This window comes from Roseibium sp. (assembly GCF_965216085.1).
In the GTDB taxonomy this organism is placed as follows: domain Bacteria; phylum Pseudomonadota; class Alphaproteobacteria; order Rhizobiales; family Stappiaceae; genus Roseibium.
Genome location: NZ_OZ244138.1, coordinates 4,088,687 through 4,101,993 on the forward strand (window position 1 = coordinate 4,088,687; position 13,307 = coordinate 4,101,993).

The window sequence follows — 13,307 nt, forward strand, 5'->3', positions numbered from 1 at the left end:
CCATGGCCGTTAACCGTTCCAAATCCGCAATTCTTCCCCCAGCGGCCCCGCCGGGAAATCTGGCTTCCGACGGCGCCAGCGAGGATGTCTGGATCGATGTGATCCAGAAGATGGATGAGGTCTATTCCGATCTGGTCGATTCCCAGACGGAGCTGGAAGAAAAGAACGCCAAGCTGGAAGAAGCCGATACCTTCATCCAATCGGTCTTAGGCGCGATGACCGATGTCCTGATTGTTTGTGATGCCAGAGGGCGCATTCAACAGGTCAACCGCCAACTTCTAACGATCACGCACCGCGAAGAAAACACACTCCTAGGCACCCGATTTTCCGATCTCTTCACCGAGGACAGTCAACCGACCGTCGCAGGGTTTCTGGACAGTCTGATCAGTGGTCAGGACGTGGCACCTTGTGATGCCGCAATCACGGTTCCAGATGGACCTCCGGCCGTGGTTGCCCTCAGCTGCACCCCGCGCCGCGATCCGCGCGGGCGCTTAGCGGGTATGGTCATGGTGGGCCGCCCCATTGGCGAATTGCAACGGGCTTACCGGGCTTTGGACGCCGCGCAGGAACAGTTGAGCGAAACTCAGCAACGCCTGTTGGTCTCAGAGAAGATGGCAGCACTCGGCCGGCTGGTTGCTGGCGTGGCGCATGAATTGAACAATCCGATCAGTTTTGTCTTTGGCAACATGTACGCCCTCAAGCGCTATGGCGCGGCGATCCGGAAGTATCTGACCGCTTGTGATGATGGCCTTCCGCGGGCGGACTTGGATGATTTGCGGAAAGACTTAAAGATCGACAAGGTTCTGCGGGACATTGAGCCATTAGTTGACGGCACTCAGGAAGGCGCCGAGCGAGTCCGCGATATCGTCGAAGATCTGCGCCGCTTTTCCAGCAACCAGGAAGAAGCGCCGGAAACCTTCAACATCATCCGCCTGGTGCACACCGCCGTCGATTGGGTGATCAAGGCCCAACGGATCAAACCCGCCATCGAATTCGTCAGACCGGACCGCCTAGATGTCACCGGCCATAAGGGGCATATCCATCAGATCGTGGTCAATCTGGTGCAAAATGCCGCCGACGTTCTTTCAGGGCGTTCTGACGGCAAAATCCGGGTGAGCTGCGAAAACGACGACGGCATGATCGCGATCAAGGTTGCGGATAATGGATCCGGGATTGAACCGGCGGCGATGGACAAGTTGTTCGAACCCTTTTTCACCACCAAGCCGATCGGCAGCGGTACGGGGCTCGGTCTTTATGTCAGCTACAACATGGCCTTGAAACAAGGTGGTGATCTGATGGCTGCCAATTGCCCTGAAGGCGGGGCGGAATTTACCTTAAGGATCCCGGTACATGTCTCTTCGCCCCAATGACCAAAAGGCGCCGGTGAGCCTCTTCTGGCTGCAATCGGGCGGCTGCGGCGGCTGCTCACAATCGGCTCTAGGCGCTGAAAACCCGGATCTGATGACCTCCATGGAGGCCGCCAACATCGACGTCCTCTGGCATCCATCTTTCAGTCAGGCCAGCGGCCGCGAAGTTGTCTCGTTGATGGAAGAACTTAGCAACGGCAGCAAACCGCTCGATATTTTGTGCCTGGAAGGGTCGGTGATGTCCGGACCGAATGGCACCGGCAGATTTCATATGATGCCCGGCACCGGCAAACCGATGATGGCGTGGATCCGGCAGCTCGCGGAAAAGGCCCGCTATGTCGTCGCGGTTGGTTCCTGTGCCGCCTATGGGGGGATCACGGCCGCTGGCGAAAACCCGGGCGATGCGGTCGGGCTTGCCTATGAGGGGCGCAAACCGGGCGGGCTTCTGGGCGGTGATTTCCGCTCTGCGGCCGGGCTGCCGGTGATCAACATTTCCGGCTGTCCGATCCATCCAGGCTGGTTATGCGAAACGCTGTACCAGATCGCTGATGGCAGCTATGACGCCGAAGATCTGGACGAATGGACCCGGCCGCTCTCCTACACCATGCATCTGGTGCATCACGGCTGCGCCCGCAACGAATTCTACGAGTATAAGGCCAGTGCCGAACGCCTGTGCGATCAAGGCTGCATGATGGAAAACCTCGGCTGCAAGGGTACCCAGGCCCGCGCGGACTGTAACATCCGCGCCTGGAACGGCTCCGGGTCATGCCTTGATGGCAATTATCCTTGCATCAATTGCACAGCACCGGAGTTCGAGGAACCGGGACACGACTTCCTGGAAACACCTAAAGTTGCTGGCATTCCCATTGGTCTTCCCACTGACATGCCCAAAGCCTGGTTTGTTGCGCTGGCTTCTCTCTCCAAAGCCGCGACACCAGTGCGGCTGAAACACAATGCAACGGCGGACCGCCTGTCCGTGCCGCCTTCTGACAAACGGAAACCGCGCTCATGAGCCGTCTGGTTGTCGGTCCCTTCAACCGCGTCGAAGGAGACTTGGAAGTCCGCATCGAATGTGGTGATGGCACGGTCACCAACGCTGAGGTTGTTTCGCCGCTTTACCGGGGTTTTGAGCGCATTCTTTTAAACAAGCCACCGCTCGATGCCTTGGTCTATGCGCCCCGGATCTGCGGGATCTGTTCTGTTTCCCAATCCGTCGCCGCTGCCCATGCGCTCGCAGATGCGATGGATATTACACCGCCGCGCAACGGAAGCCTGGCGGTTAATCTGGTGCATGCGGTGGAAAACATCGCCGATCACCTGACCCATTTCTATCTGTTCTTCATGCCGGATTTTGCCCGGCCGGTGTATCAATCCGAACCCTGGTTTGAAGATATTTCCAGCCGCTTCACCGCCATGAAAGGGACTGCGGTGGAAACGGTGTTGCCGGCCCGCGCGCAGTTCCTGCACATCATGGGGATCCTGGCCGGCAAATGGCCACACACACTGTCCATCCAGCCCGGCGGTTCTACACGCACAGTGGCAGGTGCGGAAACGGCCCGGCTGAAAGCTATTCTGGTCGCGTTCCGGCGCTTTCTGGAACGAACTTTATTTGGAGCTCCACTTGAACAAATTGTTGCTCTTGAGACCGAAGATGCTCTTCTTGCTTGGTCCTCAGACAAGGCCCCGAATACGTCCGACTTTGGCCGGTTCCTTCAGGTATCGGAAGCTCTCGGCTTGTCTGAATTGGGACGATCCTCGGGCAACTTTCTGAGTTACGGCGCGTATCAGATGGGAGGTGCCCCGCTCTTTGCCCAAGGTGTCTGGCGAAATGGTGATCTGACAGATTTTTCGCCCCAATCGGTCGCCGAAGACCTGACCTCCAGCTGGTACAAGCCCAATGGCCTGGAAGCTCCCTCAGTGGGCACCACAGACCCGGATGCGGACAAGGAAAGTGCCTATTCCTGGTGCAAGGCGCCCCGGCTGGATGGCGAGATCATGGAGACCGGTGCGCTCGCCCGCCAGCTGATCGACGGCCATCCCATGATCTGCGATCTCGTTGCCCGTCATGGCGGTTCCGTTCACACACGGGTTGTCGCCCGGCTTTTGGAGATCGCACGTACTGTCCTGGCCATGGAAGACTGGATTTCTCAGCTGGAGCCAGGCGGGGCGTTTATCGATCACACGGCCATACCCGACCAAGCAGAGGGCATCGGCCTGACGGAAGCTGCCCGTGGCTCGCTCGGGCATTGGCTTAGCATCAAAAAGGGTAAGATCGCCAACTATCAGATCATCGCGCCAACAACCTGGAATTTTTCGCCACGTGACCGGAACGGTAACCCCGGCCCTCTGGAACAAGCGCTGGTCGGCGCACCGGTGCGCGAAGGAGAAACCGATCCGGTTGCCGTTCAGCATATCGTGCGCTCGTTCGACCCTTGCATGGTCTGCACTGTGCATTGAGATGACTGGCCGAACCTCTCCCACGACAGCGCTCCAGGTCCGGATCACGGGACTGGTGCAGGGTGTCGGGTTCCGGCCCTTCGTCTGGCGTTTGGCAAATGAAGAATGCCTCACGGGCCATGTGCTCAATGATGCTGCAGGTGTTTTGGCGGAGGTCTGGGGCGCGCCAGTTCATGTCGACCGGTTTCTCGACCGGCTGAAAAGCGACTGTCCACCGCTTGCCCGGATAGACAGCATCGAGACCAAGCTCTTGCCGGAGGACTCAGGACCGCCGCCCCAGGATTTCCGGATCATCTCCAGCGCCAGCGGGGCTGTCGCGACCGGCATTGTCCCGGACGCGGCCACCTGCCCCAATTGCGTTGCAGAAATCTTTGACCCCGCCGACCGCCGTAGCGGCTACGCCTTTACCAATTGCACCCACTGTGGTCCCCGGCTCTCCATCGTCACCGGCATTCCCTATGACCGCGCCAGCACATCAATGGCGCCCTTCATCATGTGCACCGAGTGCCAAAGCGAATACGACAATCCGGTGGACCGGCGCTTTCACGCCCAGCCGAACGCCTGCACCACTTGCGGACCTAAGCTTTGGTGTGAGGTGGGCGGCGCGAACGTCAAGACGGACGATCCGATTGCTTGGGCGGCCGATAGAATTGCAGCTGGTGATATCATTGCCATCAAGGGCATCGGCGGCTTTCATTTGGCGACAGACGCAACAAGCACGCAAGCAGTCGACCGCTTGCGAGACCGAAAAAACCGCCCGCACAAACCGCTTGCCGTGATGGTTCAGAACCTGGAGCAAGCCCGCACCTATTGCCACGTGAGCGATGATGAGGCCGAGCTCCTCAAAGACAAAGCCGCGCCGATTGTGCTCCTGCGCGTTCGGGACGATCTTGAAGTTTTTCCTGGCCTTTCTAAAAGTCTGGCACCGGACCTCACCCAGTGCGGCGTCATGCTGCCCTATACCCCGTTGCACCATCTCTTGATGGCCGCCGTGCCGGGACCAATCGTCATGACCTCGGGTAACCTCTCTGAAGATCCTCAGGTCATCGGAAATCAGGAAGCGGCTGCCAAACTGGCGCAAATCGCCGACGGTTTCCTGTTGCATGACCGGGAGATCGTCAACCGGCTGGATGACAGCGTCATGCGCGTGGACCGGTCCGGTCCAGTGATCCTGCGCCGTGCCCGCGGCCTTGCCCCTGCCCCGCTACGGCTTACCGATGCCTTCAAAGGTGCGCCCTCGGTTCTTGCCCTGGGCGGTGAACTCAAATCGACCTTTTGCCTGCTGCGGGACGGGCAAGCCGTCGTCTCCCAGCATATGGGCGACCTGGAAAACCGCCGGGTGCTGGAAGATTTTGAGAAAAACCGCGATCTTTACCGGCAGATCTATGTTTTTGAGCCAAATCGGATCGCCATTGATGCGCACCCGGATTATCTGTCGTCGCAAATCGGCCGGAGGTTGGCTGCCGACAAAAACATCCCATTGATCGAAGTTCAGCACCACCACGCCCATCTGGCTGCCTGTTTGGCTGAACATGGCATTTCGCCAGAAGCCGATCCGTCCCTTGCCATTGTCCTCGATGGCTCGGGCCTTGGCAGCGACGGTACGATCTGGGGCGGCGAAATTTTAGTGGGCGATTACAAGGGATTTGACCGTGCCGGCCACTTTCTTCCTGTGCCCCTCCCCGGCGGTGCAGCGGCCGTGCGTGAACCCTGGCGCAACCTGGCCGCCCATTTCCATGTGGCCTTTGGTGATGATTGGCAGAATCAGCCGGGATTTGCCTGGCTACGGCAGCGGTTCAAAGACAAGAACCTTTCCGTGATCTCCCAGATGATCCGCAATGGTCTCAATGCTCCGTTATCCTCGTCCGCCGGACGGCTGTTTGATGCCGTCGCTGCCGCGATTGGCGTCTGCCCGGACCGGCAAAGCTACGAAGGCCAAACCGGCGCGCTTCTCGAAACCCTCGCCCGGCCGTATCTAACAGATTGCGCCCCTTATCCCGTGGACGTTTCAAATGGTAATCCCGCTGTTTTTTCCTGGGCATCGTTTTGGGAAGCACTTCTCAAAGACCTCCAAAACGGCGTTGCACCCGGACAAGTCTCAGCCCGTTTTCATCTCGGATTGATCCAAGCCTTGAGCCGCACTGCCGCGAAACTCGCGGGCGAGCGCAGCATCTCCCGCATCGTTCTCTCGGGCGGTGTCCTGCAAAACGCTATCCTGGCCGATGGGCTCATAAAAAACCTCACCGAAACAGGTTTTGAGGTTCTCTTGCCCAGGCAATTTCCGGCAAACGACGGTGGGCTGTCGCTCGGCCAAGCAGTGATTGCGGCGGTCAAACCTTGGCAATGATGACCGCATGAAGATGTAGAAATGACCGAATTGGTATCGGCGATAACAAAGAGCGTCGTGCCAAGTCACCCCCGGCCAACAAACGGCATATTAGTCGCCATAACAGTCATGGTCAGCACGTTGGCATCAAGCGGCAGCCCGGCCATATAGACGACAGCGTCCGCGACATGCTGCGGGTCGATTGTCGGTTCCCGGGCAATCTCACCATTGGCCTGAGGAACCCCGTCGTTCATCTTGGCTGTCATGTCACTGGCCGCATTGCCGATATCGATCTGACCGCAGGCAATGTCAAACGGACGTCCATCCAGCGCTGCCGATTTTGTGAGGCCAGTGATCGCATGTTTCGTCGCGGTATAGGGCGCTGAAAATGGCCGGGGTGTTGTTGCCGAAACGGATCCATTGTTGATAATCCGACCGCCGCGTGGATCTTGTGCCTTCATCACTTGAAATGCGTGCTGAGTGCATAGGAACGCACCTGTGAGATTGGCGCCAACAACGGCACTCCAATCCTCAAATGAAATGTCTTCAAGCGGTACTGGAGCGTTGGAGATACCCGCATTGTTGACCAAGAGATCCAACCGGCCGCAGGTTTGCCTGATGTGCTCAAACAACGCGGTCACTGACGCAGGGTCGCTGACATCGGCCACAATTGGCAAAACATCCGCGCCGGTCTCTTCAGATAGTTTTGCCGCGGTTGCTTCAAGCACATCTTTGCGACGCCCTGTGATTGCTACCCGCCAACCATCCGCACCCAGTCCGCGGGCAATTGCTTTGCCAACGCCTGTGCCGCCGCCGGTGACAAGGGCTACTTTTTCCGTGCTGAAGGATCCTGTCATCGTCATTCCTGCGCGCTTTCCAAATCGTCTTCTAGATGGATACGAATAATCTCATCAAAGCTTGTTTCCGCTTCAAATCCCAATTTTCTAGCCCGTTCGGCGGTAAAGTCCATTGGCCAGCCGGCGACGATATTCTGAACGCCGGGATCTGGTTCATGGCGGATAAGGCGCACCGCTTTTTCCCCTGCGGCCCGACGTAAAGCCTCAATCTGATCTCCAACACATGCGGAGAGCCCTGGCATCGTGAGATTGCGCCGCGGGCCAATCAGAGCGGTGTCCAGCCGCGCGGCTTGAATAAAAAATCCGGCAGCGGCACGAGGGCTTGCAAACCAATGCCGTACGCTTTCGTCCACGGGCAAGACGGCCTCCTGGCCTGCCAATGGTTCACGCAGGATGTTTGAAAAGAAACCCGATGCCGCCTTGTTAGGTTTGCCTGGCCGGACGCAGACCGTCGGCAGCCGCAAACCGATCCCGTCGAAAATACCTTTGCGCGTGTAGTCCGCCAAAAGCAGTTCTGTGATCGCTTTCTGTGTGCCGTAGCTGGTCAGCGGTGTTGTGAAAAACGTATCGTTGATTTTCTCGGGAAAGGGCGCCCCAAAAACGGCAAGCGAAGATGCAAACACGAGACGCGGATAGTAGGGCGCTTCAAGTGCAGCCGCGCGGATAGCCTCAAACAGCTGCCTGCTTCCATCCAGATTAACGGCATATCCTTTTTCGAATTCTGCTTCCGCTTCGCCGGAAACAATTGCGGCCAGATGAAAGATCAAATCCGGCCGGTCTGCAATCAAAGCCTCGGCAGCTTTTGGCTTTGCAAGATCCACAACCATTGTCTTGGCGACATCGCTCAGACTTGCAGGTACTGTTGGAGCGATGGCATCAGTCACCGTTAAACGGCTGATCTCAGCCCCAAAGACAGCCGGGTTGTCCGCCAGCCGTGCCAAAATTTTCTGCACCACCATGCCGGCCGCGCCGATTACCAGCACATGCATGCCTGCATTCCTCCCGCATCATTTGCTTAGCTCAGAGTATTAGTCGCAGCTTCGAACCCAGAATTGCAAGTCAGTGCCATTCAGTCGATGGCTTGCCAGCATCGAAAACAGCTTGTTTCGGAGGGGGGCAGGTGAGCAAGTCATCATGTTCTAGGCGCGCACTGATTTACTGGAATAGCCTATGGCATCTACTCTGGCTCCACGAAAACCGGAGTGTAGTCGCTGAACTCCGGATAAAGGCTCAAAAGACATTCTGCAGAACCATTCTCAGAGCCTTTGGTTTAATGCCAAACTCAAATCGCGTTTCTAGCATGGGCTCGCCGTCCAAATTTAGTGGCAACGGCTGTTTTGTCTCAATTACAAACTCGTTCAGCTGCCGATAGTGAAGCGATCGATTGTTTTCGTTGAACGGATCGTTCAACTCCTCAACGAGTTGATCAAACCCTTCATTCTCCGGCTTGGTGACAACGGCAAGATCCAGCAAACCATCCGTGAGGCTTGCTTTTGGCGCGACTTCGAACCCACCACCAGCATACTTGCTGTTGCCAATGGTAATGACGAGCACCTCTCCATCGTCGGTTTGCCCGTCCGGAAGCGAGATCCGGGCACTATAAGGCTGAAGTTGGGTGGCTTTGATCAGCCCCATTATCGAATAGGCCGCACCGCCCAAAAGACGTTTGAGTTCAACAGGTGTTGTTGACGTGATTTCCGCGCCAATGCCGCCGCTGGCGACATTCACGAAATGACGGCCATTGACCACTCCGACATCAATTGCGTGTTCGCCGCCGGAAACCGCCAAACGCAAGGAGCTGGTTAAATCATTGCTCGGTATACCCACGCCTCTTGCAAAATCATTTGCCGTCCCAAGAGGCAGGAGGGCTAACGCGACTTCACGTTCTGCGCCACGGTCCAAAATCAGGTTTGTCATTCCGTTTAGCGAGCCGTCGCCACCAGCAGTCAGTATCCGGCTGGCCCCTTTTTCCATGGCATCATCGAACAACTTGCCGATATCCGTGATGTCCCAGGGAATGGAGATGTCCAAATCATAACCTTCGGCCCGAACTTGTTTGATGGCCACCGTAAGATCTTCGCGCATGCAGTGTTTTTTATTCAGCAACAGGACTGACTTTGACAAAATTAAGGCTCCCCAATGGTCACGCTCATGTAATTCAGCTTATCCTCACCAGACAAATTGGAAAACCGAATATGTGGCTGACAATTGGCGCTTTGGTTGTGGCAGATAAACAGGTTACGTTGATTGAAAGCGAACCGGTTGATTGCCAGCGTAGCCGCTTGTGGCGCTGCCCAAAGCAATAACAGCTATGTGCCGCGAGCCCTGCGACTGATGCCAATCCAACTGTAGTTGGAGAATTGCGCGCCGAGCTTGAGGCGTTGAGAGAGAAAGACAAGGCCCCGAACTAAAGCAGGTACCTCATGAATCTCAGAGACACGATGATCACGTTGATTATGCTCCTCGCCTTGGCCGGGATGTCAGTGCTCCTGTTCAATATCCCGGTCGGTATTGAGACCAAAAAGTTCGGTGCCATTGTTTTCGGAGCCATTTTGGTCTTTGGCATTATCAACATTGGTTTGGTCGTCTTGGACCGGCTTCAAAATCGGCAATAATAGCGTTTGACCTTATCCATTGACCTAAAGCTGATTTGATCATCTGATCTTCTCATAAACTTCAAAAATATCGCATTTACATTTTCGGACGGACATAACGCAGCCTGGAGGACCCAATGATGACATTTGGAATGCGTTTTCTGGCCAGAGGGTTGACCGCGGGTCTTGTTGGCGCGATTGCGCTCGCAGGGGCCGTGCCAGCTTTGGCACAAACAGACAAACCAAACATTTTGGTGATCTGGGGGGATGATGTCGGGCAATCCAACATCTCCGCCTATACCTTCGGCCTGATGGGATACCGGACCGACAATATCGACCGGATCGCCAAGGAAGGCATGATGTTCACCGACTATTACGGTGAGCAGTCGTGCACTGCCGGCCGGTCGTCCTACATCATGGGTCAAAGCGTGTTCCGGACCGGCCTTTCCAAGGTTGGGCTCCCCGGTGCGGACCTCGGCATGCAGGTTGAGGATCCAACGATTGCCGGGCTGTTAAAACCCCACGGCTACATGACCGGCCAGTTCGGTAAGAACCACCTTGGAGACAAGGATGAGATGTTGCCAACGAACCACGGCTTTGATGAGTTCTTCGGCAATCTCTATCACCTCAACGCGGAAGAAGAGCCGGAAAACCCGGATTATCCGAAAGATCCGGCGTTCCGGGAGCGCTTCGGTCCGCGTGGTGTGATCAAGTCTTCGGCTGACGGCACGATCGAAGACACCGGCCCGCTGACCAAAAAGCGGATGGAAACCGTTGACGATGAAACCATCACGGCCGCCATCGACTTCATCCGCCGGGCGCATGATCAAGGCAAACCGTTTTATGTCTGGTGGAACGGCACCCGGATGCACTTCCGCACGCATATCAAGGACGAGATCCGGGGCATTTCGGGCCAAGATGAATATGGCGATGCCATGCTGGAGCATGACGGTCATGTCGGCCAATTGCTTGATCTTCTGGATGAGCTCGGCATTACGGACAACACCATCGTCCATTATTCGACCGACAACGGCCCGCATATGAACACCTGGCCGGATGCAGCCTCCTCACCGTTCTTTGGCGAGAAGAACACCAACTGGGAAGGCGGCTGGCGGGTGCCCTCCATGGTTCGCTGGCCTGGGCGGATTGAAGCCGGCTCGATTTCCAATGAAATCATGCATCATATGGATTGGTTGCCGACGTTCCTGGCAGCTGCAGGTGATGCGGAGATCAAGGAAAAACTAAAAGCGGGCGGCGTTCAGGCCATTGGCCGCGAATACAAGGTTCACCTCGACGGTTATAACTTCCTGCCGCATCTGACCGGCGAGACTGACGAAGGGCCGCGCAAGGAAATCTTCTATTTCGCAGATACGGGTGAACTGACTGCGCTTCGCTACGAAGACTGGAAAGCGATCTTCCTGGAGCAGAAGGAATACGCGACACTTAGGGCCTGGATCGAGCCATGGACCCCCTTGCGCGTTCCGCTCATCACCAATTTGCGCCGGGATCCTTATGAACGGGCTCATGTCACATCCAACACCTATTATGATTGGATGATCGACAGAATATTCTTCCTGGTTCCCGCTCAGGCCTATGTCGCGAGTTTCCTCTCAACCTTCAAAGAGTTCCCACCCCGGCAAAAGCCGGCAAGTTTCTCCATCGATCAGGTGATGGACATGATGGTGAACTCAACTGGCTCAAAATAACATCTGAGAAAAAGGGGCAGCGTTTGTTGCCCCTTTGCTCGAAAAGGAAGCGCATCTCATGACCGATATAAACGCATTGATCAACGAACTGAAACAGACCCGCGATGAGGTCAAACTCAAGATCCATCTGGGCTCCAAGGAGCTTCAGGACGAGTGGAATGAACTTGAAGGTAAGTGGGACGCCTTCGAAGCCAAGGCAAAGCTTGGCGAGTCCGCCGAAAACATCGGGGAAGCAACCTCCCTGCTCGGCGACGAGCTGGCGAAGGCCTTCAAGAAGATCAAGTCAGCGCTCTAATCATGATAAGGCGTTGGGCGGCATTGGGTACAGTGGCGGCATGTGCGCTTGCGCCTTTACAGGCTGTGGCTGAAGAGCTGCCCAAGCTGGTGTTGCAGATCACCGTTGACCAGCTTCGGGGCGACCTGATCGACCGCAATAGCGCCCACTTTGGAGAAAAGGGCTTCAAACGTCTGCTTCAAAACGGCATTTATTATACCAACGCCCATCACCGGCACGCCAACACCGAGACAATTGTAGGCCACACCACCCTTGCGACTGGCACGGATCCCGCAGTCCACGGTATGGTGGCCAATCTTTGGTATGATCGGGCCACCGGCAAACCCTTCTACAATGTCCAGGATCCCGACTATCCGCTTTTAGCGAAGTCAGGCGTTGACCAATCGACCGAAATCGATCCGACCCAACGGGCTGCAACGTCCGATGGGCGTTCGCCCGCCTCGATCCTGTCCTCAACCCTGTCCGATGAAATCGCGATCGCCAATGCGGGTGTGTCAAAGGTATTTGGTGTTTCGGTCAAGGACCGCGGTGCCATTTCCATGGCTGGACACGCAGGCACCGCGTACTGGTTTTCAAAAAGCGAAGGCCGCTTCGTGACATCCAGCTACTACATGGATGCCTACCCGGGTTGGGTGGACAATTGGAACGAGGCTGGCCATGTTTTGGCCTATGCTTATACCGATTGGAACCTGTCCGGTACCGACGATAGCTATCGGTTTTTCGAATTTGACGATGCGGACTGGGAAACTGATTTCCCTGGGTTCGGCCGCACATTTCCCCACCCGTTCGGAGCTTGGGACAGCAAATATTACACAACGTTCCTGACGCTCAGCCCGGCCGGCGATGAGCTGACGGCATCGTTTGCTAAATCGCTGATCGACAATGAAGGGATCGGTGCGGATGATGTCACCGATTACCTGTCAGTCAGTTTTTCGTCGACAGATTATGTCGGCCATATCTTTGGCCCATCTAGCCTGGAGGCAGAGGACAATCTCCGCCGGCTGGACCAGACAATTGGCCAGCTTCTGGATCACGTGGATGAAAAAATCGGCTTGGAAAATACGCTGGTCGTCTTGTCCGCCGATCATGGCGCAGCCGAGGTCCCCGGCTACCTGGAATATCTTGGTATTCCGGCCGGCTACTTCAATTTCGATAACATCGACAAGGAACCTGCAGCCCAAGCTCTGATTAACGAGTTTGACGTCGCTCAGGAGCTTATTGCTTCCTTTTCACAGCCCTACGTCTATCTCAACGATCAGCTGATTATGGACAAGGGGCTGAAGAAAGCGGATGTTGCGAGAGCTCTTGCACGGGAGCTGCAAAAGATGCCAGCGATTGCTTACGCCATCTCCAGCGAAGATCTGGCAAGCTCGGCAATTGCCAAGACGACTGTCAGCGATGCGGTTCTGGCGAATTTTCATGCTGCGCGGTCCGGCGACATCTATGTGGTGTTCGAGCCCCACTGGTTTGTAGGCGATTTCGACGGCCTTCATGTCGCCTCCCATCATGGGTCCCCCTGGACCTATGACACACACGTTCCGATCATCTTTTCCCGGCCTGGCATGGCGGCGAGCCGCGTATCTACCCGGGTTGAAACCGTCGATCTGGCGCCAACCGTTGCAGCCTACCTGAGGATCAAGGCGCCCAGCGGTGCCCGCGGTACCGTCCTCGACGAGGTTTTGCAGTCACAATAGTTTTTCAGATC

At 56.3% G+C, this 13,307-nt stretch carries 11 protein-coding genes; 8 read left to right on the forward strand and 3 right to left on the reverse strand.

Annotated features, from left to right (window positions below):
• Positions 1-2: 2 nt before the first annotated feature.
• The 4 genes from ACOOFE_RS19225 to hypF are packed head-to-tail and all read left to right on the forward strand — an operon-like array spanning position 3 to position 6,171.
• Positions 3-1,370 (forward strand): sensor histidine kinase, encoded by a 1,368-nt coding sequence (locus tag ACOOFE_RS19225; protein WP_420411553.1) that lies wholly within the window; start codon positions 3-5, stop codon positions 1,368-1,370.
• The gene (locus ACOOFE_RS19230) at positions 1,351-2,379 is read left to right on the forward strand and encodes a HupU protein (protein WP_420411554.1); all 1,029 of its coding nucleotides are present in this window, start codon (positions 1,351-1,353) and stop codon (positions 2,377-2,379) included. Before ACOOFE_RS19225 ends, ACOOFE_RS19230 begins: the two co-directional genes overlap by 20 nt.
• Positions 2,376-3,824, forward strand: coding sequence for a nickel-dependent hydrogenase large subunit (locus ACOOFE_RS19235; RefSeq protein ID WP_420411555.1), 1,449 nt, complete (start codon positions 2,376-2,378; stop codon positions 3,822-3,824). The genes ACOOFE_RS19230 and ACOOFE_RS19235 overlap by 4 nt, the downstream gene beginning before the upstream one ends.
• A gap of 1 nt (position 3,825) precedes the next feature.
• Complete coding sequence (hypF, locus tag ACOOFE_RS19240) at positions 3,826-6,171, forward strand: carbamoyltransferase HypF (protein WP_420411556.1); 2,346 nt, start codon at positions 3,826-3,828, stop codon at positions 6,169-6,171.
• A 65-nt stretch (positions 6,172-6,236) separates the two neighbouring features.
• On the opposite strand, the gene ACOOFE_RS19245 is transcribed toward hypF, so the two are convergent.
• The 3 genes from ACOOFE_RS19245 to yegS all read right to left on the reverse strand — a co-directional run bounded on the left by ACOOFE_RS19245 (position 6,237) and on the right by yegS (position 9,131).
• The gene (locus tag ACOOFE_RS19245; protein ID WP_420411557.1) at positions 6,237-7,013 is read right to left on the reverse strand and encodes an SDR family oxidoreductase; all 777 of its coding nucleotides are present in this window, start codon (positions 7,011-7,013) and stop codon (positions 6,237-6,239) included.
• Positions 7,010-7,996 (reverse strand): D-erythronate dehydrogenase, encoded by a 987-nt coding sequence (gene denD, locus ACOOFE_RS19250; RefSeq protein WP_420411558.1) that lies wholly within the window; start codon positions 7,994-7,996, stop codon positions 7,010-7,012. Before denD ends, ACOOFE_RS19245 begins: the two co-directional genes overlap by 4 nt.
• A 241-nt stretch (positions 7,997-8,237) precedes the next feature.
• Entirely contained in the window at positions 8,238-9,131 is an 894-nt protein-coding gene (gene yegS / locus ACOOFE_RS19255; RefSeq protein ID WP_420411008.1) for a lipid kinase YegS, read from the reverse strand.
• Between the two features lie 299 nt (positions 9,132-9,430).
• On the opposite strand from yegS, the gene ACOOFE_RS19260 reads away from it, so the two are divergent.
• The 4 genes from ACOOFE_RS19260 (at position 9,431) to ACOOFE_RS19275 (ending at position 13,296) form a co-directional block, all read left to right on the forward strand.
• Positions 9,431-9,622 carry a hypothetical protein gene (locus tag ACOOFE_RS19260; protein WP_420411025.1) on the forward strand — a complete coding sequence of 64 codons (192 nt, stop codon included), beginning with the start codon at positions 9,431-9,433 and terminating at the stop codon, positions 9,620-9,622.
• 116 nt (positions 9,623-9,738) lie between these two features.
• Positions 9,739-11,307: an arylsulfatase gene (locus ACOOFE_RS19265; protein ID WP_420411026.1), complete on the forward strand. Its 1,569-nt coding sequence runs from the start codon at positions 9,739-9,741 to the stop codon at positions 11,305-11,307.
• 58 nt (positions 11,308-11,365) lie between these two features.
• Positions 11,366-11,602, forward strand: coding sequence for a hypothetical protein (locus ACOOFE_RS19270; protein WP_420411559.1), 237 nt, complete (start codon positions 11,366-11,368; stop codon positions 11,600-11,602).
• 2 nt (positions 11,603-11,604) lie between these two features.
• A complete protein-coding gene (locus ACOOFE_RS19275; RefSeq protein ID WP_420411560.1) occupies positions 11,605-13,296 on the forward strand; it encodes an alkaline phosphatase family protein in 1,692 nt (563 codons plus the stop codon).
• Positions 13,297-13,307 lie beyond the last annotated feature (11 nt).

What these genes read in the sequence shown, in the direction of transcription:
- ACOOFE_RS19225 (WP_420411553.1), top strand. Translation starts at nt 3, where the DNA reads ATGGCCGTTAACCGTTCCAAATCCGCAATTCTTCCCCCAGCGGCCCCG.
- ACOOFE_RS19230 (WP_420411554.1), top strand. Translation starts at nt 1,351, where the DNA reads ATGTCTCTTCGCCCCAATGACCAAAAGGCGCCGGTGAGCCTCTTCTGG.
- ACOOFE_RS19235 (WP_420411555.1), top strand. Translation starts at nt 2,376, where the DNA reads ATGAGCCGTCTGGTTGTCGGTCCCTTCAACCGCGTCGAAGGAGACTTG.
- hypF (WP_420411556.1), top strand. Translation starts at nt 3,826, where the DNA reads ATGACTGGCCGAACCTCTCCCACGACAGCGCTCCAGGTCCGGATCACG.
- ACOOFE_RS19245 (WP_420411557.1), bottom strand. Translation starts at nt 7,013, where the DNA reads ATGACGATGACAGGATCCTTCAGCACGGAAAAAGTAGCCCTTGTCACC.
- denD (WP_420411558.1), bottom strand. Translation starts at nt 7,996, where the DNA reads ATGCATGTGCTGGTAATCGGCGCGGCCGGCATGGTGGTGCAGAAAATT.
- ACOOFE_RS19260 (WP_420411025.1), top strand. Translation starts at nt 9,431, where the DNA reads ATGAATCTCAGAGACACGATGATCACGTTGATTATGCTCCTCGCCTTG.
- ACOOFE_RS19265 (WP_420411026.1), top strand. Translation starts at nt 9,739, where the DNA reads ATGATGACATTTGGAATGCGTTTTCTGGCCAGAGGGTTGACCGCGGGT.
- ACOOFE_RS19270 (WP_420411559.1), top strand. Translation starts at nt 11,366, where the DNA reads ATGACCGATATAAACGCATTGATCAACGAACTGAAACAGACCCGCGAT.
- ACOOFE_RS19275 (WP_420411560.1), top strand. Translation starts at nt 11,605, where the DNA reads ATGATAAGGCGTTGGGCGGCATTGGGTACAGTGGCGGCATGTGCGCTT.